The organism is Maritalea mobilis (genome assembly GCF_004363175.1).
Classification (GTDB): domain Bacteria; phylum Pseudomonadota; class Alphaproteobacteria; order Rhizobiales; family Devosiaceae; genus Maritalea; species Maritalea mobilis.
Window position 1 is genome coordinate 536,303 of record NZ_SNYR01000003.1, and the last position, 25,787, is coordinate 562,089.

Sequence of the window (25,787 nt, forward strand, 5' to 3'; positions counted from 1 at the left end):
ATCGAGTTAGCCCGCCTGTCCTTAGTTCAGAATGCACAAGAACTTGATTGATGGCGCGTTGGCCCGTGGCGTTACCGTTGTTTGTTCACAAACGCCGCCACCGCGTCTTTGTGCGCGCCTGAATGGTGGCAGGTGCCTTGCACAAGGGCGGTATGATCCAAAAAGTCAGAGAGGTTCATCTGCTGGGCTTTGCGCATCAGCAATTTTGATTGTCGCACTTGATAGCGTGGTTTAGAGGCGATTTCATTTGCCAGTGTGGTGGCCCGATCCATCAATTGGTCGGCAGGCACGGCATCCAGCAAAAAGCCGATCTCTTTGGCTTCCTTGGCATCAAATAAGCGCCCGGTAAAGGTCAGTTCTGCAGCCCGCTGATAGCCCACAACGCGCTGCAAGAAATAAGCACCGCCATCGCCGGGGATCAGCCCCATATTGACGAAATTTTCGCCAAAGCGCGCATGGTCAGCGGCGATGCGGATATCGCACATGGCGGTCAGGTCAAAGCCCGCGCCCACAGCCACACCATTGATCGCGGCGATTACGGGCACGCTCAGTTCGGCAAATTTCATCGGGATGCGCTGGATGGTGGCCTTATAGGCCGCCGCGATATCATCTACCCCGCCAGAAAACATGCCTGTGCGTTCGTGCATGTCTTTCACATTGCCGCCAGATGAAAAGCCTTTGCCAGTGCCAGTAAGGATCACGCAACCAACGTCGGAGCTGGCCTCGGCCCAGTCAAGGGTATCGATAATATCATCGATCAGGTTGGTGCCGGTGAGGGCGTTCAACACGTCCTCACGGCAAAATGTCAGCGTGGCCACGCCCGCATCCAAACTCAATTTGGCATCGGTGAGCGTGGGCAAGCTCATCAGATTAGTCCAAAGCCGCTGTCAGCTCAGGCACCAGCGTGAACAAATCGCCCACAAGGCCATAATCAGCCACAGAGAAGATAGGGGCATCTTCGTCAGTGTTGATCGCCACGATTGTGGTGCTGTCCTTCATGCCTGCCAAGTGCTGGATCGCGCCAGAAATGCCGATGGCGATATAAAGCTTTGGTGCCACAACCTTGCCGGTTTGGCCCACTTGCCAATCGTTCGGGGCATAGCCCGCATCCACCGCAGCGCGAGAGGCGCCAAGCGCCGCGCCCAGCTTGTCGGCCAATGGCTCAAGCAGCTCGTTGAACTTTTCTTTCGAGCCGAAAGCACGACCACCTGAAACCACAACTTTAGCGCTCGCCAATTCAACCCGATCACCGCCGGCCAGTTCTTCGCTTTTAAAGCTGGAAATGGAATTGGCTGGTGCGCTTTCCACGCTTTCCACGCTGCCGCTGCCATCCAATGCGGCCGCTTCAAAAGCGGTGGTGCGCACAGTGATCACCTTTTTGGCGTCGCTGGTTTGCACTTTTTGGAACGCATTGCCCGCATAGATCGGGCGCACAAATGTGTCGCCGCTCACCACTTCGGTGATGTCAGAAATCTGCATCACATCGAGCAAAGCCGCCACGCGGGGCAGGGTGTTTTTCCAGTTGGATGTCGCCGGGGCCACAATCGCATCATAGCCATCGGCCAAAGAGACGATAAGATCGGCCACAGGCTCCGCCAACTGGTGAGCAAAAGCCGCATTGTCGGCGTGCAGCACTTTGCCTGCACCTGCGATTTTTGCCGCTTCCGCCGCCACATCGCCTGCGCCTTCACCAGCCACCAACACATCAAAACCGCCGCCCAATTGCGCTGCCGCACTGGCCGCGCGCAAGGTAGCTTCGTTCAAGCTTTTATTGTCATGTTCAGCAATCAAAAGTGTCGTCATTAGATTGCCCCCGCTTCGTTCTTCAATTTATCAACCAGCTCTGCAACGGAACCCACTTTAATGCCTGCCTTGCGTTTTGGCGGCTCGGTGGTCTCAAGAACGGTCAAACGGTTTTTGATCTCAACGCCAAAGTCACCAGGCTCTTTAACGTCCAAAGGCTTTTTCTTCGCCTTCATAATGTTCGGCAAAGAGGCATAGCGCGGCTCATTGAGGCGCAAATCTGTGGTGATGATCGCGGGCAGGGAGAGCGACACGGTTTGCAACCCGCCATCCACTTCGCGGGTCACGTCCACACCATTGTCGTTGAGTTCAACGGTGTAAGCGAATGTGCCTTGGCCCCAGCCGAGCAACGCGCCGAGCATTTGACCGGTTTGGTTGGCATCATCATCGATGGCCTGCTTGCCCAAAATCACCAATTGTGGCTGTTCTTCATCCACAACAGCTTTCAGCAATTTGGCCACATCAAGCGGCTCCACTGTTTCATCTGTCTTGATCAGAATGCCGCGATCCGCGCCCATGGCCAAACCTGTGCGCAAGGTTTCCTGCGCCTTGTCTGGGCCGATCGACACCACGATCACTTCTTCCGCTTTGCCAGCTTCTTTCAGCTTCAACGCCTCTTCAACGGCAATTTCGTCAAAGGGGTTCATGCTCATTTTCACATTGGCGAGATCAACGCCAGTTCCATCCGCTTTCACGCGGATTTTGACGTTGTAATCAACGACCCGTTTCACGGGTACAAGAATTTTCATCTTATTGGTCTCCGTAAGTTATTCGGCAATCTCAATTGCCATGGCCGTTGCTTCACCCCCACCGATACATAGCGATGCAACACCGCGCTTTTTAGAGGTGTGTTCAAGTGCATGCAAGAGCGTTACGAGAATGCGCGCGCCAGAAGCGCCAATTGGGTGGCCAAGCGCACAAGCGCCGCCGTGAATATTCACGCGATCAGCGTCAATCTTGAGGTCATGGATCGCTGCTAGGGTCACCACAGCAAAGGCCTCATTGATTTCCCAAAGATCCACATCATCTACTGCCCAGCCGATCTTGTCGATCAGCTTTTGCATGGCAGGTACTGGCGCGGTGGTGAACCAACCTGGCTCATGCGCATGGCTTTGATGGCCGATAATCCGGGCGCGAATGTTCAAGCCTTTAGCTTTGGCATCGCTCTCCCGCATCAGCACCAACGCCGCTGCCCCATCAGAAATGGAAGACGCATTGGCCGCAGTCACGGTGCCATCTTTGGCAAAGGCCGGGCGCAAGCTCGGAATTTTGTCCGGGCGGGCATTGCGTGGCTGCTCATCCTGCTCCACCACAGTGTCGCCCTTGCGGCCCTTAACGGTCACCGGGGTGATTTCTTTGGCAAACGCGCCACTTTCTTGTGCTTTCAAAGCCTTATTCAACGAGTTGAGGGCAAACTCATCTTGTTGCTCACGGCTAAAGCTATATTTCCCAGCACAATTCTCAGCAAATTGGCCCATCAATTCGCGCTCACCATAGGCATTTTGCAACCCGTCAAAAAACATATGGTCAATCACGTCGGTGTGGCCCATGCGGGCACCGCCACGCATTTTGGGCAACAAATAAGGCGCATTGGTCATGCTTTCCATGCCACCTGCCACAGCAATGTCGCCATTGCCCGCCTTGAGTTGGTCATGGGCCAGCATCACAGCCTTCATGCCAGAGCCGCACACTTTTGAAATGGTGGTGGAAGGGGTGCCAAGGGTCAGCCCCGCGCCCAAGGCGGCTTGCCGCGCCGGGGCTTGGCCAACGCCAGCATTGAGCACATTGCCCATCAGCACTTCAGAAATATCTTCTGGTTTCAGGCCAGCGCGGTCCACAGCGGCCTTAATGGCGGCGGCGCCCAATTCTGGGGCGGTCACTGTGCCCAAATCGCCTTGCAACCCACCCATTGGGGTCCGGGCCGCATCAACAATTACAATATGATCCGTCATGAAATGCTCCTATCGCGGCTGCAAGCGCACCGCGCCATCCAAGCGAATGGTCTCGCCATTCAACATGGTGTTGATGATGATATGTTCAACAAGCTTGGCAAAGTCTTCGGGATGGCCCAACCGTTTTGGAAACGGGGTATTCTCGGCCAGTGAATCCTGTACTTCTTGCGAAAAGCCTTTCATCATCGGGGTTAAAAAGATGCCCGGCGCAATCGACAGCACCCGCACGCCATCGCGCGACAAGTCCCGCGCCATCGGTAGGGTCATGCCTACAATACCGCCCTTGGATGCGGAATAAGCAATTTGGCCAATCTGCCCCTCATAGGCAGCAACCGACGCCGTGTTGATGATCACACCACGTTCGCCATCACCCTCAAGCGCATCGGTTTTCACCATGCCCGCAGCAGATTGTGAGGCGCAGTTAAAGCTGCCGATCAAATTCACGCCCAATGTTTTGGCAAACAGGCCCGCATCATGCGGATTGCCGTCGCGGTCTACAGTTTTGGCACCTGGGGCAATGCCCGCACAGTTCACCATCACCCGCTCTTGGCCCAACTGGCCCCGCACATGCTCAAAGCCTTGCGCCACGCTGGCGCTGTCGGATACATCAACTTTGGCAAAAGCGCCGCCAATTTCGTCGGCCACTTTTTGCCCAGCGTCTTCGTTCAAATCGAAAATGCCAACCTTTGCGCCCAAAACGGCCAAATGCCGCGCCACGCCTTCGCCCAGGCCTGACGCGCCGCCGGAAACGACCACGGTCAATTCGCGATTAATATGCATATTTATTCACCTTTAAATTTGGCGTCGCGTTTTTCGCTAAACGCGGACATGCCTTCTTTTTGGTCGTGGCTGGAGAACAAGCCGTGGAAGCTGCGGCGTTCAAACAAAACGCCCTCGGTCAAGCCGCCCTCAAGCGCGCGGTTCACCGCTTCTTTGCCCGCCATCACAGAGAGTTTGCCAAATCCAGCAATCTCCTTGGCGATGTTCATCACTTCATCCACCAGGCTAGCAGCATCAAAAACCCGCGCCGCCAAATTGCAGCGCTCCGCTTCCGTGGCGTCCATCATCCGGCCGGTCAAAATCATGTCCATGGCTTTATATTTGCCCACGGCTTTGGTCAGCCGTTGTGAGCCGCCCATGCCGGGGATCACCCCAAGCTTGATTTCTGGCTGGCCAAATTTCGCGCGGTCGCCCGCATAAATCACATCGCACATCATCGCCAACTCACAGCCGCCGCCAAGGGCATAGCCGTTCACCGCCGCCAAAATTGGCGTGCGGATGCGCGACAGGCGATCCCACCCGGCAAACCAATCTGCGTTCAGCATGTCGGTTGCGGTCTTGTCTTGCATTTCTTTAATGTCTGCCCCGGCGGCAAATGCTTTTTCTGATCCGGTGATCACAAAGCAGCCCACATTCGGGTCGCGATCATATTGCTCAAGCGCGGAGGCAACAGCCTCCATCACCTCTAAATTGAGCGCATTAAGGGCGTCTGGGCGATTGAGGGTGATCTTGACCACCCGCTCGACCTGTTCCACCAAAATAACATCGGTCATCACGCTGTCCTTTACCTCGATCAAATTTAGAAATGAATGCGCCTAGTCTTTACCAAGCGCATCCAAATCGTTGATGATGCCGGAAAAATCGTGCCCCACGCCGTGTTTTTCGACAAACTTTTCATACAATGATGTGGCGTGTGCGCCAAGAGGGGTCACCCCGTCGCTTTGGGCAGCCGCATCTTGGCTTAGTTTCAAATCTTTCAGCATCAGGCTGGCATCAAAGCCTGGCTTATAGTCCCGGTCAGCGGGGCTTTCCGGCCCAACGCCTGGCACCGGACAATAAGTGTTCACGCTCCAGCAAGAGCCAGATGATGTGGAAATGACATCAAATAATGCGGATTTATCGAGGTTAAGCTTGTCCGCAAGGTTAAAGGCTTCCGCCGCCCCGATCATGGAAATGCCCAACAGCATATTGTTGCAGATCTTGGCGGCTTGTCCTGCGCCGCCTTCACCGCAATGCACTGCCTTTTGCCCCATAATGTCGAACAGCGGCTTGGCCTTGCCATAGGCATCGTCGCTGCCGCCCACCATAAAGGTTAGGGTGCCCGCTTCCGCGCCGCCCACGCCGCCAGATACGGGCGCATCAAGGCTCAACATGCCTGCTTCTTTGGCCATAGTGTGCGCCTCTTCGGCGCTTTTCACATCAATGGTCGAACAGTCGAGAAAAACGGTGCCCTTATTGGCCAGCCCCAAAAGCTGCTTGTAAACGCTCAGCACAATATTGCCGTTCGGCAACATGGTGATCACCGCGTCAGCGCCTTCCACCGCGCCTTCGGCACTGTGTGCCAGCTTTACGCCATGCGCCGCTGCCTTTTGGGCAATCTCTTGGTTCAGGTCAAAGCCTAGCACCTCGTGCCCGGCGGTGGTGAGGTTGGCCGCCATGGGGCCACCCATATTGCCCAATCCGATAAATGCAATTTTCATTTTGTCCTCCCAAAGACGCGAGAAAATGTCTATTTCAGTTTCAACTCTTTGTCCCCAAGCGGCTTAAACATGGCGTCCACCATTTGCTCCGTCACTTGGTCAAGCGTTGCAGGCACCCATTGCGGGTTGCGATCCTTTTCAATAATCGCGGCGCGAATGCCTTCATAAAAATTGAACTCATAAAGCGAGGCATCCGCATAGCGGAATTCCTGCCCCAAACAAGGTTCGATACTGTCCATGTTCTTGGCGTCATTGATGGCGCGGAACGTGGACTTTACGGAAAGCGGGCACTGGCGTTTCAAAACCTTCAGCGCCTTTTGCGCAAACTCGCTTTCATCCGCTTCAATCGCTGCCATGGCATCGTCAAAACTCTTGTCGGCAAACCAGTCAGCAATCTGCGTGTGGTGCCAGCGTGCATCGCCCTCTGGCGGTGTTGCCGCATGGGCTTTGATCAACTCATCCACATCGCCACCTGCCAAAATGGCTTCTTTCAGCGCGTTAAACTTGTCCTCCGGTACGTAATAATCCGCAAATCCACAATAGATGGCATCATCGGCAGTCATGCGTCCGCCGGTCAACCCGTAGAAATACCCTAAGCCGCCCGGTGCGCGAGATAGCAAATAGGTGCCGCCTACATCGGGCAAAAACCCGATACCCGTTTCCGGCATGGAGATAATGGAATTGTCGGTCACGATCCGGTGGCTGCCATGGGCCGAGACGCCCACGCCACCACCCATAATAAATCCATGCATCATGGCCACATAGGGCTTGTTGTAATTCTCAATCAGCGCGTTCAATTCATATTCGTCGCGCCAAAATTGCATCACCCCATCATGGTCGGTGCGGCCATTTTCATAAACCGCTTGAATATCGCCGCCCGCGCAAAAAGCGCGGTCGCCCGCGCCTTCAATTAGCACCGCATGAATGTCTGGATCGCCCTGCCATGCCTTCATGGCCTCAAGCATATCCAAAACCATTTTATGGCTGAGCGCATTCAAGGCTTTTGGGCGGTTGAGCACAATGTGCCCAACCCCATTTTGGCTCGAAATCAGAACGTCTTTGTCGCTCATTTTGCACTCAAGAGTTGCCGCGCCACAATCATGCGCATGATCTCATTGGTGCCTTCCAAAATCTGGTGCACCCGCAAATCCCGCACGATTTTCTCAATGCCATAATCAGCCAGATAGCCATAGCCGCCATGCAATTGCAGCGCCTGATTGGCCACATCAAAGGCCGTGTCGGTCACAAACCGTTTCGCCATCGCGCAATATTTGGTCGCCTCTGGCAATTGCTGGTCATAGGTCCAAGCCGCCTTGTAAAGGAAGGTGCGGGCCGCTTGCAGCTCAATTTCCATGTCGGCAAGGCGGAATTGCAGCGCCTGAAACTGGTTGATGCTTTTGCCAAAGGCTTTGCGTTCTTCCATATAGCTCAGCGTCTTGTCGAGCGCGGCTTGCGCTGCGCCCAAGGCGCTGGCGGCAATGTTCAACCGTCCGCCATCAAGCCCCTTCATGGCATATTTGAACCCGTCGCCTTCCGTACCCAGCAAATTGCTGACCGGCACGCGCACATTGTTCATCACCACTTCGGAGGTGGGCTGCACGTTCCAGCCCATCTTCTTTTCATTGGCACCATAGCTGAGACCCTCTGTGCCCTTTTCCACCAAGATGGCCGAAATACCCTTCGGACCCTCTTCGCCAGTGCGGGCCATCACAATATAAAGGTCTGATACGCCGCCACCAGAAATAAAGCTCTTGGTGCCGTTCAGCACAAAGTGATCGCCGTCACGCTTGGCCGTGGTTTTCAACGCCGCCGCGTCTGAGCCGGAGCCCGGCTCAGTGAGGCAATAGCTGGCCACCTTGTCCATGGTGCAAAGCTGTGGCCCCCATTCCTGGCGCATCTCTTCGCTGCCAAAAGTGTCGATCATCCAAGCGCACATATTGTGGATGGAAAGGAACGAGGCCGTGGCTGGGCACCCATGGGAAAGGGCTTCAAAAATCAGCGCTGCGTCCAGCCGGGTCAGGTCAGAGCCGCCAATATCGTCGCGCACATAAATGCCCGCCATGCCCAATTCGGCCGTTTGCTTGATCACATCCAGCGGAAAATGCTTGGCCTGATCCCATTCCACCGCGTTCGGCGCAATGTTCTCGGCGGCAAATTCCCGCGCCATATCAAAAATGGCGCTTTGTTCTTCGCTTAATGCAAAATCCATCTCGGATTACTCCATAACAGGAATGGTAAAGCTCGCGCCTTCTTTCACGCCAGAAGGCCAACGCGAGGTCACCGTTTTGGTGCGCGTATAGAAGCGGAACGCATCTGGGCCGTGCTGGTTCAAATCGCCAAAGCCAGAGCGTTTCCAGCCACCAAAGGTGTAATAAGCGAGCGGCACGGGGATCGGCACGTTCACGCCGACCATGCCTACATTGATCCGGTGGGTGAAATCACGCGCCGTGTCGCCATCGCGGGTGAAAATCGCAACGCCATTGCCATATTCATGGCGCATGGCATAGCCCACTGCATCTTCATAAGTTTCCGCCCGCATCACAGAAAGCACAGGGCCGAAAATCTCTTCTTTATAGATGTCCATGCCTTCGGTCACATTGTCGAACAGGCAAGGGCCGATAAAATATCCGTTGGGGTTGGTGCTGTGCTTAAAGCCACGTCCATCCACAACAAGGTCAGCGCCTTCTTCAACGCCCTTATCCACCAGCCCAGTCACGCGCTTCAGCGCATCACCAGTCACCAGCGGGCCAAAATCTACATTGTCGCCTTCTGTGTAAGGGCCAACCCGCAGCGCTTCCACGCGGGGTTTCAACGCTGCCACCAATTTGTCGGCAGTTTCCTTGCCCACAGGCACGGCAACGGAAATGGCCATGCAGCGTTCGCCCGCCGCGCCATACCCAGCACCCACAAGCGCATCCACGGCTTGTTCAATGTCCGCATCCGGCATGATGATCATATGGTTTTTCGCGCCGCCAAAACATTGCACGCGCTTACCGTTCGCGGAGCCGCGCGAATAGATATATTCCGCAATCGGGGTCGAGCCCACAAAGCCGATCGCTTGAATATCTTCATGGTCCAAAATGCCGTCCACGGCTTCCTTGTCCCCATGCACCACATTCAACACGCCCTTGGGCAAGCCCGCTTCGATCATCAGCTCCGCAAGCATGTTCGGCACAGATGGATCGCGCTCAGACGGCTTCAAGATAAACGCATTGCCCGCGGCAATCGCTGGGCAGAATTTCCACATGGGGATCATGGCCGGGAAGTTGAACGGCGTAATGCCCGCCACAACGCCCAAAGGCTGGCGCATGGAATAAATATCGATGCCTGTTGAGGCAGCGGCGCTATATTCGCCCTTCATAAAGTGCGGCGCTCCGATGGAAAATTCGGCCACTTCCAAGCCGCGCACCACATCGCCTTTCGCGTCCGGCAAAGTTTTGCCGTGCTCGCGCGACAGAGCTTCGGCCAGCTTGTCCATGTCGCGATGCAAAAGCTCAACAAATTTCATCATCACGCGGCCACGACGCTGGGCATTGGTATTGCCCCAAGCGATTTGCGCTTCCTTGGCAATCTCGATGGCCTTGGCCAATTCGTCCTTGCTGGCCAGTGGCACTTTCGCCTGTACTTCGCCAGTCGCCGGGTTCAGCACATCGGCAAAACGGCCAGAGGTACCTTTAACATGTTCGCCATTGATAAAGTGGGTGATCTCGTTCATTGCTCGGGCCTCCTCCAGATCCCTTGCGCGCAATATCAGCTCAAATGACAAGCTTTGGCTGTGCGCTGCGCAAACTGCGCCTTAAAAAATATATCGCCCGCATCATATTGTGCGTGAATGGGCGTTCAACAACAAATCAAGCAAAACCATTGTGCAAAAATACAGTAGCTATAGTGTAACACATCGGCTAATCTCACACCATTATGCGCACCAATTGGGACGATTTTCGGTTCTTCCTCGCTGTGGCCCGCCACGGCACGCTCACTTTGGCCGCCGCCCAGTTGGGCGTCGATCACGCCACCGTGTCGCGCCGCATTGCCGCGCTGGAAGATAATATTAAAACCAAGCTGTTCCACCGCTCGCCCCAGGGCTATGCCCTTAGCGATGCCGGGCTGAAAATGCTGCCCATCGCCGAGCAGGTGGAAAGCGACGCCATGCGCGCTATTGATGAGCTGAGCGACAAGCGCTCCGACTTGTCCGGCCCCGTGCGCATCGGCGCCCATGAGGGCGTCGCCAGCTTTCTACTAGCCGAGGGCGCGGCAGAACTCTGCCGCCTGCACCCGCAATTGGAAGTGCAATTGATCACCGTGCCGCGCAATTTTTCACTCTCCAAGCGCGAGGCTGATTTTGTCATCACCGGCTCACGGCCACAAACAGGCCGCGTCAAAATCCGCAAAATCGCGTCCTACGCCCTGCATATTTATGGTGCGCAAACCTATCTCGACAATCACGCTGAAATCGTCACCCGCCGCGACCTGAAGCGCGTGCGCGGCATCGGCTATATCCCCGATATGATTTTCGATAAGGAGCTGGATTATATCCCCAGCGTCGACCCCTCGCTCAAAGCCCACCTCACCGCCACCAGCCTGCATGTGCAAGTGCAATTGGCGGTCGATGGGGCCGGGGTCTGCATTCTGCCCGATTATATCGCCAAAGATCACGCCAACCTGATCCCCATCCTGTCCGATGAAGTGGAGATCAAGCGCGATCTGTGGCTCACCATTCACGAAGATTTGGCCCACTTGACCCGTGTGCGCACGGTGGCCGATTTCATCACCAAAGATGTGCAACAGCGCCTGAAAGCAAGAGCATGACAAAGACCCGTTATTTTGAAGATTTGACCATAGGCGAAAAATTCGAAACCGAAACCTACACGCTGACCGCCGAAAAAGTGCACGAGTTCGCTTCAGAATATGACCCGCAATTCATCCATGTGAATGAGGACGAGGCGAAAGACGGCCCTTTCGGCACCATCATCGCCTCCGGCTGGCAAACCCTCTCCGCCACCATGCGCCTCATGGCGCTGATCAAGCCCTTCGGCCAAAACCCACTGATCGGTATGCGCATCGACGATTTGAAATTCGCCGCCCCGGTCTATCCGGGCGAAAGCGTCACGGTGAAGGGCGAAATCGTCGAGCTCACCAAATCCCGCACCACCCCCCGCGGCTATGTCGGCATTTTGCTGAACACGGTCAATTTGGACACCGGCAAGCTCGTCGCTACCCAAAAATGGACCTGTCTGGTCCCGTGTCGGGAGAATTGAAATCGACGCTAAAATTTTAGCGCTACCCCCTATAATTTCACTAAAACTTTTTTAGAGTTTTCTAAAGTTATAGGGGGCGATTTCAGTCTTTTTGGGCGAGCTAGTGGCTCGCCTTTGCCACCTTGATCATGGCGCCGATAATCAGGAACGCACCTGAGATCAGCAACAGGATAAAACTTAGCGGCAGGAAGAAGCTTTCCTGCACAATGCGGTTGGGGCTTACCCCGCCGCCAAAAACAAACATTTCCACCAGCATCGATGCGCCAGCACAAAGCAGCGCGGCGATACCTAATATGATGAATTTACTAGCCATTTCTCTGCTCCTTTAGTTGGCAGGGAAACGTTTTTCTGTCTGGAAGGTTCCTTCGAATTTTCATGATCACGGTGGAACCAACGGCACAGGGTACGCGTTTTCCTTACATCTCATCTGTCGCCATTATGGCGGCGAAAGGAGGATGAAATGCAAATTGTACTCGACGAAACACATGACTTAATCGCCGCAGAAAAAGTAGACGGTACAAAGGTTTACGATGTTGCAGGCGAGAAAATGGGCACGGTGAAATCCGTGATGATCAACAAGCGCACTGGTAAAGTGGCACACGCGATCCTGTCCATTGGCGGCTTTTTGGGCATGGGTGAAGATTATCACACCGTGCCATGGGAAAAGCTTGATTATGACACCGACCTTGGTGGCTATAAGCTCGATGTGCCGGAAGAACAGTTGAAGTCAGCGCCAACCTTTTCAGCTGAAGAAGTGACCGCGCTGAATGATCGCGAGTTTGAACATCGCATCTATCATCACTATGGCACACCGCCCTATTTTATCTAACAGACACAAGCCACTGCGCCAATTTTTGGCGCGGTGGTGCCATTTGATGGGAGCGAAAAATGCCCGCAAAATCCAAAGCGCAGCAAAAGGCGGCCGGCATGGCTTTGGCCGCTAAACGCGGTGAAATGAAAGTCAGCGACCTGCAAGGTGCCGCCAAGGACATGTATGACAGCATGAGCGAAGAAGAACTGCGTGATTTTGCTGAAACCAAGCATGACAATAAACCAGAGCACGTGGACAATTAGCCCACGTGCCCGCTTTATTTCTTAGCGCAGGCTGGCTTCAATGTTGCCGCCGTCAACCGTCATGATATGCGCGGTGGTACGAGCGGCCAATGCCAGCGCGACAAAGGCATCCGCCACATGGCTCGCCTCAACTTCACGCTTCAGCAAATTACCCGCCATATAGCTTTCCGCACTGATATTACGGGACTTTGAACGGCTTTCGATGAACTCATCGGTGAGCAAGCCAGAGCGGATACGGTCCGCATTGACGCCATTGACGCGAATGCCTAATTCGCCGAGCTCAAGCGCAAATTGCTTCACCAAAAAGAAGGTCGCCGCTTTCGGCAAACCATAGGCGCCAAAATCTTTGCCCGGATTAACCGCCTGCTTCGACACATTGAACAAAATCTGCCCACCAGCGCCTTGCACCTGCATCACTTTTGCAGCGGCTTGCGCGATTTTCTGGTGCGAGAAAAAGTTCAATTCAAAGCTATTGCGCAATGTGTCCTGATCCATGTCGAGCATGGATTTTGACCACGCAGCGCCTGCATTGCTGACCAGAATATCAATGCCGCCAAATCGGCGCACCATGGCGTCCACGGCCTGTTGCGGGCCCTCAGCACTGCACAAATCAATCACCGCGCCATCATGGTCCATGCCCAAACTACCGAGCTCGGTCAAAAGGCTGTCTTGATCGCGGTCCACCAAAAAGATGTTCGCGCCTTGGTCCTTGAAAGCTTTAGCCGTGGCCAAGCCGATTGCGCCTGCGCCGCCCGTAACCAGCACAGCTTTGCCCTGCAATGGCTTTGGCTTAGCTTTGCCCAATTTGGCCTGCTCCAGTGACCAATATTCCATATCGAACAGATCATCTTCTTTGATTGGATAGAAACCGCTATTGGCTTCGGCCCACTCCATCACTTGAATGGTCTGCGTGCCCAAATCAGCCGCAATGCGCGCGGCGGATGCGTTGGCGCCTGCACCGATCAAGCCAAGGCCGGGCACCCAGAAAAGGTTTGGCGTTGGCACCAGCATGGTTTTCTTGTCGCTCACCCGCGCATCCTGTCGGGCGAAATAGGCTTTGTAACTTTCCACAAACGCATCAATGGCAGCATCCACGCTGGCTTGGTCGTCACTGGCGATGATGGTGGGGAAGCCTTTGGTGCGGATCACATGGTCTGGTGTGGCAACGCCGCGCTTGGCCAGATCGCCCAAATCATCGCGGGTCAAAAAACTCAGAATTTGATCATTGGCGCGCAAATCTAAAAAGGGAGCTGCTTGATCCTGATTGCCCGTATGAGCCTTCATGGCGCGGGCGAGGCTGGCGCGAATTTTGGGCAAAATGCTGTTCGCGCTGATTGTTGAGCTGGGTGCTGCTGCGGGCTGTGCGGCACGCGCATTAAACCAAGCTTCAACCGCACTCACATGTTCAACCATCAGTTCATATGAGCTTTTAGCGTCTGGTCCGAAGGTGAAGTGGCCATGATTGATCAAATGCAGCCCTTCAACATTTGGGTTTTGATCAAAAATATCGGCCGCGACCTTTGCCAGCTCGAAGCCGGGCATGATGTATGGCACCAGCGCGACCTTATCGCCAAAAATCTCTTTCACCACCTCTTCCACATTCGGCATATTGGCCAATGCCAACATGGCTGTGGCGTGGGTGTGATCAACAAATTTATGCGGGATATAGGCGTGCAGCAATGTTTCTACCGACGGATTTGGTGAAGTGCTGTCCAGCAAGTTGGAGCGCTGCAAATTCACCATATCTTCATCAGACAGGGCCAGCAATTCGCGCAGCTTATTAAGCGGCTCAATTTGCACGCCGGGCAGGCCCGCCGCTTCAATGGTTTCAAGGTCCCAACCGCTGCCTTTAACATGCAGCACATCAATCTCATCGCCGAAAATATTGGGCCGTTTGACCTTAACAGACGTGTTGCCGCCCCCATGCATAACCATGTCAGGGTCTTGACCAATCAATCGGGATGTATAAACCCTCAATGCCAGTTGACGATCTGCTTCCTCTGGGCCAGCATTATCGAGAAAAGATTGCGCGTCTTGTTCGTTCCAGAGATTTTTTACCACGAGGCCGTCCGTCCAATTTTTAGGGATGATTTTTTGTAATTTGACAAATGTTAGCAACATCTGTCAAATAGAAAAAAGAGGGGAATTATGGCATACGGCAAAAGGCGGGCTTCTGGCCAGGTGAGTGGTGATGAAATTGTGGTGGAAGCCGCATGGCTTTATTATCATGATGGGCTGAACCAAAATGAAATTGCCGACCGGCTGGATGTGTCACGCGCCACTGTGGTCAATTATTTGCAGGAAGCGCGGGAGAAAAATTACATCCGCGTCACCATGGCACCTGATGTGTTTATGGGCCATAAGCTTTCCCACCAATTGCGCGAAAAATTTAACCTGAAAGCCGCCTTCATTGTGCCCAACGGGCAGGGCGATATTCAAGCGCGATTAACCCGCGCGGCGCGGGGCGCGGCAGAGTGGTTGCCAGATTTGGTGGCACCCGGCGACAAGTTGGGCGTGGCATGGGGCCAAACCATTTATGAAATGGCCGAACTGCTGGTTTCCTCTGCTAACGTCACCATCCCCGATGTGGAAGTGGCGCAATTGGTCGGCTCCATGGCAACGCCATATGGCTTTACTGCTGAAATTTGCTCCGCCCATCTGGCGCAAGGGCTTGGCGCAGCCTGCATCAATTTGCACGCCCCAGCCATTGTGACCAATGTGGAATTGGCGCGGCAATTGCGGGCTGAGCCGATCATCAAAAATCAATTGGCGGCCTTAGAGCAATGCAACAAGGCAGTGTTTGCCGCCGGCTCCGTCAACGCCAATTCCCATGTGGTGATGAGTGGCATTGCTACCGAAGATGATTTGAAAACCTATGTCGATAAGGGCGCATGCGGCGTGCTGTGCGGTCGCTTTGTAGATCAAGCGGGCAAGCCTGTGCACGGGCCGTTGGACGACCGAATGATCGGCATTGAGTTGGAAAAACTCACTCACCTCGAAACTGGCTTGCTGGTTTCCGTTGGTGAAGATAAGGCGCAAGCCATGGCGGCGGTGATGAATGGGGGCTATGCCACCCATTTGGTGACAGATGCTGAAACAGCGCAGCTTATCCTTGCACTAGACTAAGCAGAACAATCCAAGGCAAATTGAGAAAAAGGGCGCAACCTGAGTTGCGCCCCTTTCGCATTTATTCCTGCTCAGGGAATAGGCTTTTTAGTCCTTCACTAGACGCGGCACACACACCGCGCTCTGTGATCAAACCAGTGATCAACCGCGCTGGTGTCACATCAAAGGCAGGGTTGCCGCCCGGTGTTGCATCCGGTGAAATTTGCACCCAATCGCGCTCGCCATTTTCCAGCTTGCCATAAACATGGGTCACTTCGCGGCCATCGCGTTCTTCGATTGGAATTTCTTTCACGCCATCATTCACCGTCCAATCGATGGTGGGTGAGGGCAGGGCCACATAAAATGGCACATTATTGTCTTTGGCAGCCAGTGCCTTCAAATAGGTGCCGATCTTGTTGCACACATCGCCTTGCGCGGTGGTGCGGTCTGTCCCCACAATCACCAGGTCCACTTGCCCGTGCTGCATCAAATGGCCGCCCGCATTGTCGACGATCAAAGTGTGCGGCACGCCATGGCTTGCCATTTCCCAGCTGGTCAATTGTGCGCCTTGGTTGCGGGGGCGGGTTTCATCAACCCACACATGCACTTTAAGGCCCTTTTCAACCGCGTGATAAATGGGCGAGGTGGCGGTGCCCCAGTCCACAGTGGCGAGCCACCCCGCATTGCAATGAGTTAAAATATTGATCGTCTCACCAGGGGCTTTCTTCGCCGCAATCTCTTCAATGAGCTTGAGGCCGTTTTGGCCGATGGCGCGATTGATCTCTACATCTTCATCGCAAATTTCAGCCGCCAATTTATAGGCCGCAGCCGCCCGTTCCGCTGGCGCAATAGCGCTGAGGTGGGCTTTGGCGCGGTCCAACGCCCAGCGCAAATTGATAGCGGTGGGGCGGGTTTCGTTCAAAATTTCCCATGAAGCATCAAGATTTTGATCTGATGGATCATTGGCCATGGCCAACGCCATGCCATAGGCGGCGGTGGCACCGATCAAGGGTGCACCACGCACCCACATATCTTTAATGGCCACAGCCGCATCTTCGCGTGATTTCAGCTCCACCACTTTCAGCTCGTGCGGCAACAGGCGCTGCTCGATGATTTTGACGGTCTTTTGATCATCCCCTAACCAAATGGAGCGATAATGAGTGCCATCTATTTTCATAGGAAATTGTCCTTTCTGACCGCGCGCGCAAGCTCGGCGATTTGATGTGGGGATTTATAAGCGTCACGTGAGATCACGATCTGACGGCCAAACTGCAAAGCCCGTGCCTCGCAAGCGGCGCGCAAATCGGCGTCCTCAATGCTGTCGAGCTCCATAATGTGGGCAAGGCCCAAAATGCGGCGGTGCATCTCAATGCCGCCAAAGCCCAGCGCATCTGACCAGATTTGATTCAAGCGATCTGTGAGCGCTTGTTCAGATGCAAGATTGTGGCCCTGATCTTCATAAAGCCGTTTGTCATAAAGAATGCCAGTGCGCTCCGTGCGCCACAAATGGCTGAACTCTTCTTCAAAATGGTGCCAGATGTCGCAGGTAACATCCAAAATCCATTGCGCATAATCATCACGCGCGCCTTTAGACGCTTCATGACCATCCTGCGCGAAGAACGCCATATAGAAATTGCCCAGCAACATGCCGATGTCGAAGCCGATGGGGCCATAGGTGGCAAATTCAGGGTCAATCACCACGGTGTCACTTTCGGTGACCATAATGGAGCCTGTGTGCAAATCACCATGCAACAGCGTTTCAGCATTGTTGCAGAATTTGGCTTTGAAATGCTGGGCCGCAACCTTCATATCGATGTCAGCGCGCAAGCTCGCCACAATCCCATCCAATTGTGGGCTGGTGTGGCGGTTCATCTCCGCATCGAAATACGGATCGGTGAAGACAAGATTTTCGGTGATGTCACACAATTCAATATTGTCGGCGAAAAGTGCCAAATCTTTTTTGCGCTCTTTGGTGTCCATAGACAGATCGGACCCGCGGAACAGGGTACGGGCACAAAATTTGCCCATCACCTCGGCCAGATTGTCGTGCTTGATCCCGTCGCGCAAGCTGTTGCGCAAAATCACATGCGGGGTCATGAACTGCATCACGATCAGCGCTTGCGATTCGTCGAAATGATAAACCTCAGGTACATCTTCCGGCGCATATTTAGCTTGGCGAATAAGCGCGTGATATTCAAAGAAAGCCCGCTTTAGGGGCAACGGCCAGCTATCGCCCACCAGCCGCACATAGGGCAAGGCCTGCTTCACAATCGCCTGGCCATTTGGGCCAGTGACAATAAAGACAAGATTGAGGTTGCCATCGCCAACTTCTTGCGCCGACCAGCTTGCCGCATCAGGCCCAACTTTTTCTTTCAAGATCTCCAAATGGCCAAGTTTTTCGCCAATTGTGTCTACATTTAGTGGTTCATATGGATTGCTCACAATATCCTCCCAATGCGCTGGTCACACTAACAAATTCAGGGGTTAGGGTGACATGGCAAGCGCAAAACGCCAAACACATATTGCCCCATGATTTGCAATTTAAATGTCAAATGTCAATAACGTTTGACATTTGATGCGAAATGCATTTATCGTGCCGCTATCGGAGGAGTTTATGGCTGGAATACCCATCAAAATTCGCGGGCTTGAAAAGCGTTTTGCGGCCAATCGTGTGCTGCGCGGCGTGGATTTAGATATCCCTGCGGGCAAAGTCACCGTGCTGATGGGCGCCAATGGGGCGGGTAAATCCACCTTGGTCAAAATCATCTGCGGGCTTTATGCCGCCGATGCGGGCCAAGTTGAATTGAACGGAAAGCCCTTCGCACCAACCACACCTTCTGAAGCGCTGCAAGCGGGCATTGTGACCGTCCACCAAAATATCAATGATGGCGTGGTGCCGGATTTGGACGTGGCGTCCAACCTGATGCTGGATTGGCTGGCCAACCCGAAAAGCGCGCCCGTGCTCAACCCCCGCAAAATTCGCCGCTCCGCGGAAGAAATTGCCGCAAAGCTGGGCCTCAATTTCGATATGAACATGATGGTGAGCGACCTCACCTTGGCGGACCGCCAATTGGTGGCCATTGCCCGCGCCATGGCGCATGCGCCGAAATTGATGATTTTGGATGAGCCGACAAGTTCACTCTCCGCATCAGAAGCCGAACGGCTTTTTGCGCTTGTCGATAAATTGCGCGAAGGCGGCGTGGCCATTCTTTATATTTCTCACCGCATGTCAGACATTCGCCGCGTGGCGGACCGTATCGTGTCCATGCGTGATGGCACCATTGTGGGCCAATATGAAACTGAGCCTCTCGATTATGAGGGCGCCGTGAACGATATGCTTGGCCACACCATGACCGATGTAAACATCGCGGTGCAGGCGCCGGGTGAAAAAGTGCTGGAGCTGGAAAATCTGCAGCTCAAGCCTGAGAGCAAGCCGATCAATTTAACCGCGCACCGCAACGAGGTGATCGCTATCACCGGTTTGGTGGGCGTGGGCAAAACCCAACTCACTGAAGTGCTGTTTGGCCAGTTGGCCCCAGCCGGTGGCACGGTGACGTTGAAAGGCAAAAGCTACACCCCACAATCGGCGCGCGACGCGATCAATCAAGGCGTGTTCTTGTGCGCGAAAGACCGCGGCACCAATGGTGTGGTGCAAGATTTTGACATCAACCGCAACATCACCCTGCCATTCCTTTCAAGTCTGTCGACGCTCGGCTTTGTGCGCCGCCGTTCTGAATATCGCATCACCAATGAGGCCATCAGCAAACTGGGCATTGTATGCCAAAGCGCCAATGACGATATCGGCACACTTTCTGGCGGCAATCAGCAAAAAGTGATGGTGGGGCGCTGGCTCTCGCACCCCAGCGATGTGTTGATTTTGGACGAGCCGTTCCAAGGCGTAGATATTGCAGCCCGGCGCGACATTGGCGCTAAACTGCGCGAAACCGCGAAGGACCGGGCGACCATCGTTTTGGTAGCTGAGCTAGATGAAGCCTTAGAGATTGCAGACCGCATTTTGGTGATGGCTGAATTCACCATTGTCGGCGAGCACAAAAATGAAAATGTCGATGTGGACCTGATCTTGGAGCAAGTTTCAGGCGCGGCGGCACCTCAAGATCTACAAGAACAAAAAGAAGGGGCTGCTCGATGAGCGAAACCCGTGTGAACAAAAAATCCATGTCACTGACAGATTATGCCATCCGCTATGGCTTTGTGGCCCTGCTGGTTGGCCTTGTGGTCTATTTCAGCGTGGCGGCAGAAGGTTTTGCCAGCCCTTATAGCGCCGTGTTCATTTTCCAATCTGTAGCGATCACGGGCATTTTGGCCCTCGGCGTTACTGCAACATTGGTTGTGGACGGGTTTGACCTGTCCATCGGCGCGGTGGCCACCTCGGCTCTCATGCTTTCCGCCTATGTGATGGTGGTGATGGAACAAAGCGCACTAGTGGCTGTGGTTGCCTGCTTGCTGATGGGCGCCTTAGTGGGCCTGATCAATGGGTTTTTGATTGTGCAAATGCGGGTGCCTGACCTGTTGGCTACTTTGGGCATGATGTTCTTGCTGATCGGTTTGCAGCGCATTCCAACCGAAGGCCGTTCCATCGCGACAGGCATGAGCTTGCCAGATGGATCAACCGCAGGCGGCAGCTTCTCGCCCGAATTTCTGGCCCTTGGCCGTCACCGCTTTGACTTTTTCATCGACAATCTGATCCCGGTTTCCGTGGTCTTTTTGGTGGTGATCGCCATCGGCATTTGGCTGTTTCTTGAATATACCCGCTATGGTCGCGTGATGTATGCGATCGGTTCGAACGAACGTGCGGCGAGCCTCGCTGGCGTGCCAGTGAAGAAGTACAAAATCATCGCCTATATGATTTCTGGTGTTTTGGCTTCCGTCGGCGGCATCTTGCTGGCGGCACGCTTGGGCCGTGGCGACATTGCTTCAGGCAACAATTTGCTGCTCGATTCTGTGGCAGCGGCGCTGATCGGCTTTGCCGTTTTGGGCGCAGCGAAACCAAATGCATTCGGCACCGCGGTGGGCGCGCTTTTTGTCGGCATTTTGCTGCAAGGCCTCACCATGATGAATGCCCCTTATTACACCCAGGATTTTGTGAAAGGCGGCGTGCTGGTTGTCGCGCTCATGTTCACATTCGCACTTTCAAATAGACGCTAGGCCCGACCACCCTAGAGCCTTCAATAAAGCGGTCGATTAAATCGGAGGAACCAAATGAACCTATCAAGACGCATGTTTGCCAAATTGCTCGCCGGGGTTTCCCTAGCTGCATCTGGCTTTGTAGGCTTGGCCCAAGCGGCTGATATGCCTGCCCCGTTTGACAATCCAGGCGAAGTGAAAATCGCTTTGGTGCGTTATTTGTCTACCGGTGACTTTTTCCAGGCTTATTTGTCAGGCGTTGAGCGCCAGTCAGAAGCATTGGGCGTAGATTTGCGCGTGCTCGACAGCCGCCAAGATGCAGCCTTGCAGGCTGACATGGTGGACCAAGCGATTGCATTGGGCGTTGACGGCATCATCGTGCAGCATGGTTTGACTGAATCTATGCAAGCCGCAGTGCAACGCGCAGTAGATGCAGGCATCAAAGTGGTGGCTTTTGACGTGAACGTTGAAAACCCAGCCGTGCCACAAATCGAGCAATCTGACCGTGACTTGGCCCGCTTGGCTTTGGAACAAGCGATTGCTGACAATGGCGAAAGTTGGAAAGCCGGTTATGTTTATGTGCCAGGCATTGCCCCGCTCGATCGCCGCAACGAAACATGGGTAGAGTTTAAAGAGCGCTATCCGGGCATCGACGAAAAAGCCCAGTTCGGCACATTGGACAACCCAATTGCCAACTCAAACGCCAACCAAGCCCGTTCAGTTTTGTCTGCAAACCCAGACATCACTGTAATGTTTGCGCCATATGACGAATTCGCCAAAGGCGTGAAAATCGCTGTTGACGAAGCAGGCATGTCAGAGCAAGTGAGCATCTATTCTGCTGACGTTTCAACATCTGACATCGCAGCAATGCGCGAGCCAAACAGCGCGTGGAAAGCAACTGCAGCAACCAACCCGGCTGTTGTGGGTGAAGTTTCTGTTCGTGCATTGGCCATGATGTTGGCTGGTGAAAACCCTGGCGCAAGCGTTGTGGTGCCACCAACCTTGATCACACAAAAAGATCTGTTGGAAAAAGACATCAAAAATATGGAAGAGCTGAGCGAGAAATTGCCACAGTTCGCCCATGCGCCAGTGGCTGTACCTGAGTGGATGCCACTGCCATAATTTAAGGGTCTAACCTTAAAAAGACGCAACCCTTTGACTGGGGCGATCTGTCGGGCAGCACCCGTCGGTCGCCCCATTTTTCTTTGGAGGCCAATATGCTCAAAGGCATAGATGCAAAACTGTCCGCCGACCTTGTTTATCTGATGATGCAAATGGGCCATGGCGATGAGATCGCCATCGTTGACGCTAACTTCCCGGCACAATCAACCGCGCTTGAAACCGTTTCTGGCGAACTGGTCGACCTGCCTGCGATGGACGCACCAACCCTTATTGAAGCGATGATTTCGCATTTCCCGTTGGATGAATTTTACGACTTTGCCGCATGGCGCATGGAAATTGACGGTGCACCAACCGAGATGGGCGAAGTGCACAGCCAAGTGTTTGCGCTGTTGGAAAATGCCAAGCCAGAGGGTGCCAAATTGGGTTCGCTCGAACGCCAAACCTTCTATCAACAGGCCAAAAATTGCTTTGCCGTTGTGCGCGTGGGTGAGATGCGTCCATTCGGGTGCTTTATCTTGCGCAAGGGCGTGATTTTTTAGCCAAATTGCAGCGCTTCGATCTTTATTTATCAAATGTTATATGATACTGACATTAGTAATAATTGATGTATTCACGCCAACTTTGATTGGGGAATCTGGTGAAGAATAAAAAAACCACTGAAGAAGTCGCGTTGGGCATTCGCCGTCGCGTTTTTGAACATTCCATGCGCAACAATGGTGGCTATTTGAGCCAAGCTTGTTCCGCGGCTGAGCAATTGGCGTGGCTTTATAATGAAGCCCTGAATTTGGGCGAACCCACCATGCCCATGATCCCGCCACCATTTGGCGGCGTGCCAGCCCCCGGCAATGATGATTATGTGACCGGCGCGGGCTATAACGGCCCGTTTGAACCGCAATATGATCGTCTGTTCATCGCGCCAGCGCACTATGCCTTGGTGGCCTATGCCACCTTGATCGAAGTGGGGCGCATGGCCGAAGAAGGGCTGGAAATGTTCAACAAGGACGGCTCGTCAGTTGAAATGATCGGCGCCGAACATTCCCCGGGCATGGAAGTGCACAATGGCACATTGGGCATTGGCCTTTCCACCGGCGCGGGCCTTGCCTATGGCCGTCGCTTGCGTGGCGACAGCGGCGAAGTTTGCGTGTTCATGTCAGACGGTGAAGTGCAAGAAGGCCAAACATGGGAAGCCATCCAAGCCTGTGCGCACCACGGCATTGATAATGTGTGGGCCATTATGGATGTGAACGATCAGCAATGTGATGGTGCCATGTCTTCCGTGATGGAAGTGCGCGACATCGCCACCAAAATGCGCGCCTTTGGCGCCACCGTGGTGGAAATTGACGCCCATGATTTGAATGCCATGCGCGAAGCCAAAGCTGAACCCCATGAAGGCCAGCCATTGATCATTCTTGCCCATTCCTCGCCCACCAAAGGCATGGAATTTTTGCAGCGGCGCTTCCCGCGTTTGCACTATGTGCGCTTTAAGTCTGAAGAAGAGCGCGATGAGATGAACCAATCTATCGCCAAAGAACTGGGCATTGATCCTGTTCAATTTGACACGCATTAAGGGAGTAAACTGAGATGGTTGAAATGGTAACGCGCCCTTATGCGAGCGCTTTTGAAAAATACGCACTGGCCAATAAAGATGTGATCTGCATGTCTGCGGATTTGACATCATCTTGCGAAATTGATGGCTTCCGCGATCGGCACCCTGAGCAATTTATGTCCATGGGCATGGCAGAGCAGAACATGATGAGCTTTGCTGGCGGCTTGGGCCTTGCGGGATATCGCCCCTTTATTCATACCTTTGGGGTGTTCACCTATCGTCGACCCTATGACCAATTGATGGCCTCGATCGCTTATCCACGCCGCAAAGTGCGGATCATGGGCTTCTTGCCGGGTGTCACCACACCCGGTGGCATGACCCACCAAGCGATTGAAGATATTGCCATTATGCGCGCCATGCCCAACATGTCGATTTTGGAAACAGGCGACGCGACGGAGGTTGAAAGCCTCTGCGAAGCGGCAGACTCAATCGATGGTCCTGTTTATTGCCGCGTATTGCGTGGCTCGGTGCCGCGCTTGTTCGACACGCCAATCAAGGTTGGCGAAATGCGCGAACTTTCCGCCGGGGATGATGTGCTTGTGGTGACCGCAGGCATCACCACAGAAGAAGCCCTGCGCGCCAAAGCCGCGTTGGCTGGGGCAGGCGTTTCCATTCGTCATTTGCACCTTCACACACTGAAGCCGTTCGACTCCAAGCGGTTGCTTGACCATTTGCAATCGGTCAAACATGGTGTGATCACCTTGGAAAACCATGTGATCAATGGTGGTATCGGCTCGCTAGTGGCTGAAACAATTGCTGAAGCAGGTATTGAGAAAAAGCTGGTGCGCCTTGGCCTGCAAGACACCTATGCCCATGGCGGTTCGCGCCCTTATTTGATGCGCTATTATGGCTTGGATGCATTGGCCTTGGTGCGTGGCATTGAAGGTCTGATGAACATCGAAACCAATATTGATGCGGACGATTTGGATGCGGTGCGTGTTGATGCCGTGCACTCAAGCGCGAAAGCGGAGGCGCTTTAACCCATGGATCGGATGCGCGTTACCTACCAGATTGATGCCCAAAGCAATGATGAAGCCTTGGAGCGGGCACACAACATCGCGTTGGAACAAACCGTTGAGATCCCGCGCGATGTGGTGCCGCAAGGTTTCATCGAAGATGAGATTTTGGGCAAGGTGGAAAGCTGCGGGCAAGCCAGCGATGGGCAGTTTGAAGCCGTGTTGTCTTATAGCCCCGAAAGCGTTGGCACTGAGCTGACCCAATTGTTCAATGTGGTGTTTGGTAACTCCTCTATTCAAAAGGGATTGCAAGTCACCAACATTGATTTGGGCGGCAGCCTCTCTAAGCAGTTTCCCGGCGCACGGTTCGGCATCAAAGGCGTGCGTGAACGTTCTGCCACGCCAAAGGGCGGCCTGATCTCGCCCGTATTGAAACCGCAGGGGTCAAGCGCAGACGAACTGGCAGAAATCGCCTATCTCTGCGCCGTGGCCGGGGCCAATATCGTGAAAGAAGATCATGGCCTTGTGAACCAGCCTGCCGCACCGTTCAAAGAACGGGTGGAAAAGATCTCCAAAGCGGTGGAACGTGCCAACAAAGAAACAGGTCAGAGCTGTCTTTATCTGCCAAATATTGGCGGGCATTTTGCCCATCTGATCGAAGATGCGCAGTTCGCTAAGCAGGCGGGGGCAGGCGGCATTTTGCTGATGCCGGGACTTTTGGGCTTTGACATCGTCAATCATTTCGCCCGGGATGCGGGGTTTGATTTGCCGATCATGACCCATCCCAGCTTCTTGGGACCATATGTTTTGTCAAAAGACACGGGCTTTACCCATGCCATTATGTTCGGCCTGTTGCAGCGCTTGGCCGGGTCTGACATTTCGGTGTTCCCAAATGTAGGCGGTCGCTTTGGCTTCTCGGTCGAGGAATGTACCTCCATTGCGAATGCGTGCCGAGCAACAGATGGCATCGGCCAACCAATTTTCCCAAGCCCGGGTGGCGGCATGTCCAAAGACCGTGCGGGTGATATGCTCAACATGTATGGCGACGATGTGGTCTATCTTTTGGGCGGTAGCTTGCTGCGTTATGGCGATAAAATCGGCGAAGGCATAAAAGATATGCGCGCCGCACTCGAAGCCGCACGCAAATAAACCTTTGAAAATAAACAGATGCGCGCCGAACGGGCGCGCATTTCGCTTTCCAACTGGTCAAATAAGAATTGGCTTTTGAAATTGTCACATCAAGTTAAATGCGTTAACACCCTTGCCGAATAACTTGCTTGAGGGGA

Annotated in this window: 26 protein-coding genes; 12 read left to right on the forward strand and 14 right to left on the reverse strand. The window is 54.0% G+C overall.

Annotated elements, in window-relative coordinates:
• Positions 1–71: 71 nt before the first annotated feature.
• Genes ATL17_RS15255 through ATL17_RS15300 form a run of 10 tightly spaced genes read right to left on the reverse strand, consistent with a single transcriptional unit; the run spans position 72 to position 9,950 of the window.
• On the reverse strand, positions 72–866 hold the full coding sequence (locus tag ATL17_RS15255) for an enoyl-CoA hydratase-related protein (protein ID WP_208111225.1): 795 nt from the start codon (positions 864–866) through the stop codon (positions 72–74).
• A gap of 4 nt (positions 867–870) precedes the next feature.
• Positions 871–1,803 carry an electron transfer flavoprotein subunit alpha/FixB family protein gene (locus tag ATL17_RS15260; protein WP_133573673.1) on the reverse strand — a complete coding sequence of 311 codons (933 nt, stop codon included), beginning with the start codon at positions 1,801–1,803 and terminating at the stop codon, positions 871–873.
• Positions 1,803–2,552, reverse strand: a complete 750-nt coding sequence (locus ATL17_RS15265; protein ID WP_133573674.1) for an electron transfer flavoprotein subunit beta/FixA family protein — start codon at positions 2,550–2,552, stop codon at positions 1,803–1,805. Before ATL17_RS15265 ends, ATL17_RS15260 begins: the two co-directional genes overlap by 1 nt.
• Positions 2,553–2,570: 18 nt before the next feature.
• Positions 2,571–3,755: an acetyl-CoA C-acyltransferase gene (locus ATL17_RS15270; protein ID WP_133573675.1), complete on the reverse strand. Its 1,185-nt coding sequence runs from the start codon at positions 3,753–3,755 to the stop codon at positions 2,571–2,573.
• A gap of 9 nt (positions 3,756–3,764) precedes the next feature.
• Positions 3,765–4,535: an SDR family NAD(P)-dependent oxidoreductase gene (locus ATL17_RS15275; RefSeq protein WP_133573676.1), complete on the reverse strand. Its 771-nt coding sequence runs from the start codon at positions 4,533–4,535 to the stop codon at positions 3,765–3,767.
• Between the two features lie 2 nt (positions 4,536–4,537).
• On the reverse strand, positions 4,538–5,311 hold the full coding sequence (locus ATL17_RS15280; protein WP_246028733.1) for an enoyl-CoA hydratase-related protein: 774 nt from the start codon (positions 5,309–5,311) through the stop codon (positions 4,538–4,540).
• Between the two features lie 39 nt (positions 5,312–5,350).
• Complete coding sequence (gene mmsB, locus ATL17_RS15285; protein WP_133573678.1) at positions 5,351–6,235, reverse strand: 3-hydroxyisobutyrate dehydrogenase; 885 nt, start codon at positions 6,233–6,235, stop codon at positions 5,351–5,353.
• A 29-nt stretch (positions 6,236–6,264) separates the two neighbouring features.
• Complete coding sequence (locus ATL17_RS15290) at positions 6,265–7,305, reverse strand: enoyl-CoA hydratase/isomerase family protein (RefSeq protein ID WP_133573679.1); 1,041 nt, start codon at positions 7,303–7,305, stop codon at positions 6,265–6,267.
• Positions 7,302–8,444: an acyl-CoA dehydrogenase family protein gene (locus ATL17_RS15295; RefSeq protein WP_133573680.1), complete on the reverse strand. Its 1,143-nt coding sequence runs from the start codon at positions 8,442–8,444 to the stop codon at positions 7,302–7,304. The genes ATL17_RS15290 and ATL17_RS15295 overlap by 4 nt, the downstream gene beginning before the upstream one ends.
• 6 nt (positions 8,445–8,450) lie before the next feature.
• Entirely contained in the window at positions 8,451–9,950 is a 1,500-nt protein-coding gene (locus tag ATL17_RS15300) for a CoA-acylating methylmalonate-semialdehyde dehydrogenase (RefSeq protein WP_027835633.1), read from the reverse strand.
• A 203-nt stretch (positions 9,951–10,153) separates the two neighbouring features.
• Between ATL17_RS15300 and ATL17_RS15305 the strand changes: the two genes are divergently transcribed.
• Both ATL17_RS15305 and ATL17_RS15310 read left to right on the forward strand, forming a co-directional pair.
• Positions 10,154–11,044 (forward strand): LysR family transcriptional regulator, encoded by an 891-nt coding sequence (locus ATL17_RS15305; protein ID WP_133573681.1) that lies wholly within the window; start codon positions 10,154–10,156, stop codon positions 11,042–11,044.
• Positions 11,041–11,493 carry a MaoC/PaaZ C-terminal domain-containing protein gene (locus ATL17_RS15310; protein WP_133573682.1) on the forward strand — a complete coding sequence of 151 codons (453 nt, stop codon included), beginning with the start codon at positions 11,041–11,043 and terminating at the stop codon, positions 11,491–11,493. Before ATL17_RS15305 ends, ATL17_RS15310 begins: the two co-directional genes overlap by 4 nt.
• A gap of 100 nt (positions 11,494–11,593) precedes the next feature.
• Here the strand turns inward: ATL17_RS15310 and ATL17_RS15315 are convergent, their stop codons facing one another.
• Complete coding sequence (locus ATL17_RS15315) at positions 11,594–11,806, reverse strand: hypothetical protein (protein WP_133573683.1); 213 nt, start codon at positions 11,804–11,806, stop codon at positions 11,594–11,596.
• Between the two features lie 147 nt (positions 11,807–11,953).
• On the opposite strand from ATL17_RS15315, the gene ATL17_RS15320 reads away from it, so the two are divergent.
• A complete protein-coding gene (locus ATL17_RS15320; RefSeq protein WP_133573684.1) occupies positions 11,954–12,322 on the forward strand; it encodes a PRC-barrel domain-containing protein in 369 nt (122 codons plus the stop codon).
• A gap of 59 nt (positions 12,323–12,381) precedes the next feature.
• Positions 12,382–12,567, forward strand: coding sequence for a DUF3008 family protein (locus tag ATL17_RS15325; RefSeq protein ID WP_133573685.1), 186 nt, complete (start codon positions 12,382–12,384; stop codon positions 12,565–12,567).
• 21 nt (positions 12,568–12,588) lie between these two features.
• On the opposite strand, the gene ATL17_RS15330 is transcribed toward ATL17_RS15325, so the two are convergent.
• Positions 12,589–14,628, reverse strand: a complete 2,040-nt coding sequence (locus ATL17_RS15330) for a bifunctional aldolase/short-chain dehydrogenase (protein WP_246028734.1) — start codon at positions 14,626–14,628, stop codon at positions 12,589–12,591.
• An 87-nt stretch (positions 14,629–14,715) separates the two neighbouring features.
• Between ATL17_RS15330 and ATL17_RS15335 the strand changes: the two genes are divergently transcribed.
• On the forward strand, positions 14,716–15,693 hold the full coding sequence (locus ATL17_RS15335; RefSeq protein WP_133573687.1) for a sugar-binding transcriptional regulator: 978 nt from the start codon (positions 14,716–14,718) through the stop codon (positions 15,691–15,693).
• A gap of 61 nt (positions 15,694–15,754) precedes the next feature.
• Here the strand turns inward: ATL17_RS15335 and mtnA are convergent, their stop codons facing one another.
• Positions 15,755–16,849, reverse strand: a complete 1,095-nt coding sequence (gene mtnA / locus ATL17_RS15340; protein WP_133573688.1) for an S-methyl-5-thioribose-1-phosphate isomerase — start codon at positions 16,847–16,849, stop codon at positions 15,755–15,757.
• Entirely contained in the window at positions 16,846–18,114 is a 1,269-nt protein-coding gene (mtnK, locus tag ATL17_RS15345) for an S-methyl-5-thioribose kinase (protein WP_246028735.1), read from the reverse strand. The genes mtnA and mtnK overlap by 4 nt, the downstream gene beginning before the upstream one ends.
• Positions 18,115–18,286: 172 nt before the next feature.
• Here mtnK and ATL17_RS15350 point away from each other — a divergent pair, with 172 nt between their 5' ends.
• The 7 genes from ATL17_RS15350 (at position 18,287) to ATL17_RS15380 (ending at position 25,650) form a co-directional block, all read left to right on the forward strand.
• Complete coding sequence (locus ATL17_RS15350; protein WP_133573690.1) at positions 18,287–19,822, forward strand: sugar ABC transporter ATP-binding protein; 1,536 nt, start codon at positions 18,287–18,289, stop codon at positions 19,820–19,822.
• A 26-nt stretch (positions 19,823–19,848) separates the two neighbouring features.
• The gene (locus tag ATL17_RS15355; RefSeq protein WP_133573870.1) at positions 19,849–20,838 is read left to right on the forward strand and encodes an ABC transporter permease; all 990 of its coding nucleotides are present in this window, start codon (positions 19,849–19,851) and stop codon (positions 20,836–20,838) included.
• Positions 20,839–20,892: 54 nt separating this feature from the next.
• Positions 20,893–21,939 carry a substrate-binding domain-containing protein gene (locus tag ATL17_RS15360; RefSeq protein ID WP_133573691.1) on the forward strand — a complete coding sequence of 349 codons (1,047 nt, stop codon included), beginning with the start codon at positions 20,893–20,895 and terminating at the stop codon, positions 21,937–21,939.
• Between the two features lie 95 nt (positions 21,940–22,034).
• Complete coding sequence (locus tag ATL17_RS15365) at positions 22,035–22,478, forward strand: RbsD/FucU family protein (RefSeq protein WP_133573692.1); 444 nt, start codon at positions 22,035–22,037, stop codon at positions 22,476–22,478.
• A gap of 98 nt (positions 22,479–22,576) precedes the next feature.
• Complete coding sequence (locus ATL17_RS15370; RefSeq protein ID WP_133573693.1) at positions 22,577–23,506, forward strand: transketolase; 930 nt, start codon at positions 22,577–22,579, stop codon at positions 23,504–23,506.
• Between the two features lie 14 nt (positions 23,507–23,520).
• Entirely contained in the window at positions 23,521–24,525 is a 1,005-nt protein-coding gene (locus ATL17_RS15375; protein ID WP_133573694.1) for a transketolase family protein, read from the forward strand.
• 3 nt (positions 24,526–24,528) lie between these two features.
• On the forward strand, positions 24,529–25,650 hold the full coding sequence (locus tag ATL17_RS15380; protein WP_133573695.1) for a RuBisCO large subunit C-terminal-like domain-containing protein: 1,122 nt from the start codon (positions 24,529–24,531) through the stop codon (positions 25,648–25,650).
• Positions 25,651–25,787: the final 137 nt, after the last annotated feature.

Bases quoted from the DNA above. Each gene is read 5' to 3' on its own strand.
- ATL17_RS15365 (WP_133573692.1), top strand. From the start codon at position 22,035: ATGCTCAAAGGCATAGATGCAAAACTGTCCGCCGACCTTGTTTATCTG.
- ATL17_RS15260 (WP_133573673.1), bottom strand. From the start codon at position 1,803: ATGACGACACTTTTGATTGCTGAACATGACAATAAAAGCTTGAACGAA.
- ATL17_RS15315 (WP_133573683.1), bottom strand. From the start codon at position 11,806: ATGGCTAGTAAATTCATCATATTAGGTATCGCCGCGCTGCTTTGTGCT.
- ATL17_RS15360 (WP_133573691.1), top strand. From the start codon at position 20,893: ATGAACCTATCAAGACGCATGTTTGCCAAATTGCTCGCCGGGGTTTCC.
- ATL17_RS15290 (WP_133573679.1), bottom strand. From the start codon at position 7,305: ATGAGCGACAAAGACGTTCTGATTTCGAGCCAAAATGGGGTTGGGCAC.
- ATL17_RS15325 (WP_133573685.1), top strand. From the start codon at position 12,382: ATGCCCGCAAAATCCAAAGCGCAGCAAAAGGCGGCCGGCATGGCTTTG.
- ATL17_RS15300 (WP_027835633.1), bottom strand. From the start codon at position 9,950: ATGAACGAGATCACCCACTTTATCAATGGCGAACATGTTAAAGGTACC.
- ATL17_RS15270 (WP_133573675.1), bottom strand. From the start codon at position 3,755: ATGACGGATCATATTGTAATTGTTGATGCGGCCCGGACCCCAATGGGT.
- ATL17_RS15255 (WP_208111225.1), bottom strand. From the start codon at position 866: ATGAGCTTGCCCACGCTCACCGATGCCAAATTGAGTTTGGATGCGGGC.
- ATL17_RS15295 (WP_133573680.1), bottom strand. From the start codon at position 8,444: ATGGATTTTGCATTAAGCGAAGAACAAAGCGCCATTTTTGATATGGCG.
- ATL17_RS15355 (WP_133573870.1), top strand. From the start codon at position 19,849: ATGTCACTGACAGATTATGCCATCCGCTATGGCTTTGTGGCCCTGCTG.
- ATL17_RS15305 (WP_133573681.1), top strand. From the start codon at position 10,154: ATGCGCACCAATTGGGACGATTTTCGGTTCTTCCTCGCTGTGGCCCGC.
- ATL17_RS15375 (WP_133573694.1), top strand. From the start codon at position 23,521: ATGGTTGAAATGGTAACGCGCCCTTATGCGAGCGCTTTTGAAAAATAC.
- ATL17_RS15380 (WP_133573695.1), top strand. From the start codon at position 24,529: ATGGATCGGATGCGCGTTACCTACCAGATTGATGCCCAAAGCAATGAT.
- ATL17_RS15335 (WP_133573687.1), top strand. From the start codon at position 14,716: ATGGCATACGGCAAAAGGCGGGCTTCTGGCCAGGTGAGTGGTGATGAA.
- mmsB (WP_133573678.1), bottom strand. From the start codon at position 6,235: ATGAAAATTGCATTTATCGGATTGGGCAATATGGGTGGCCCCATGGCG.
- mtnA (WP_133573688.1), bottom strand. From the start codon at position 16,849: ATGAAAATAGATGGCACTCATTATCGCTCCATTTGGTTAGGGGATGAT.
- ATL17_RS15265 (WP_133573674.1), bottom strand. From the start codon at position 2,552: ATGAAAATTCTTGTACCCGTGAAACGGGTCGTTGATTACAACGTCAAA.
- ATL17_RS15275 (WP_133573676.1), bottom strand. From the start codon at position 4,535: ATGCATATTAATCGCGAATTGACCGTGGTCGTTTCCGGCGGCGCGTCA.
- ATL17_RS15350 (WP_133573690.1), top strand. From the start codon at position 18,287: ATGGCTGGAATACCCATCAAAATTCGCGGGCTTGAAAAGCGTTTTGCG.
- ATL17_RS15320 (WP_133573684.1), top strand. From the start codon at position 11,954: ATGCAAATTGTACTCGACGAAACACATGACTTAATCGCCGCAGAAAAA.
- ATL17_RS15310 (WP_133573682.1), top strand. From the start codon at position 11,041: ATGACAAAGACCCGTTATTTTGAAGATTTGACCATAGGCGAAAAATTC.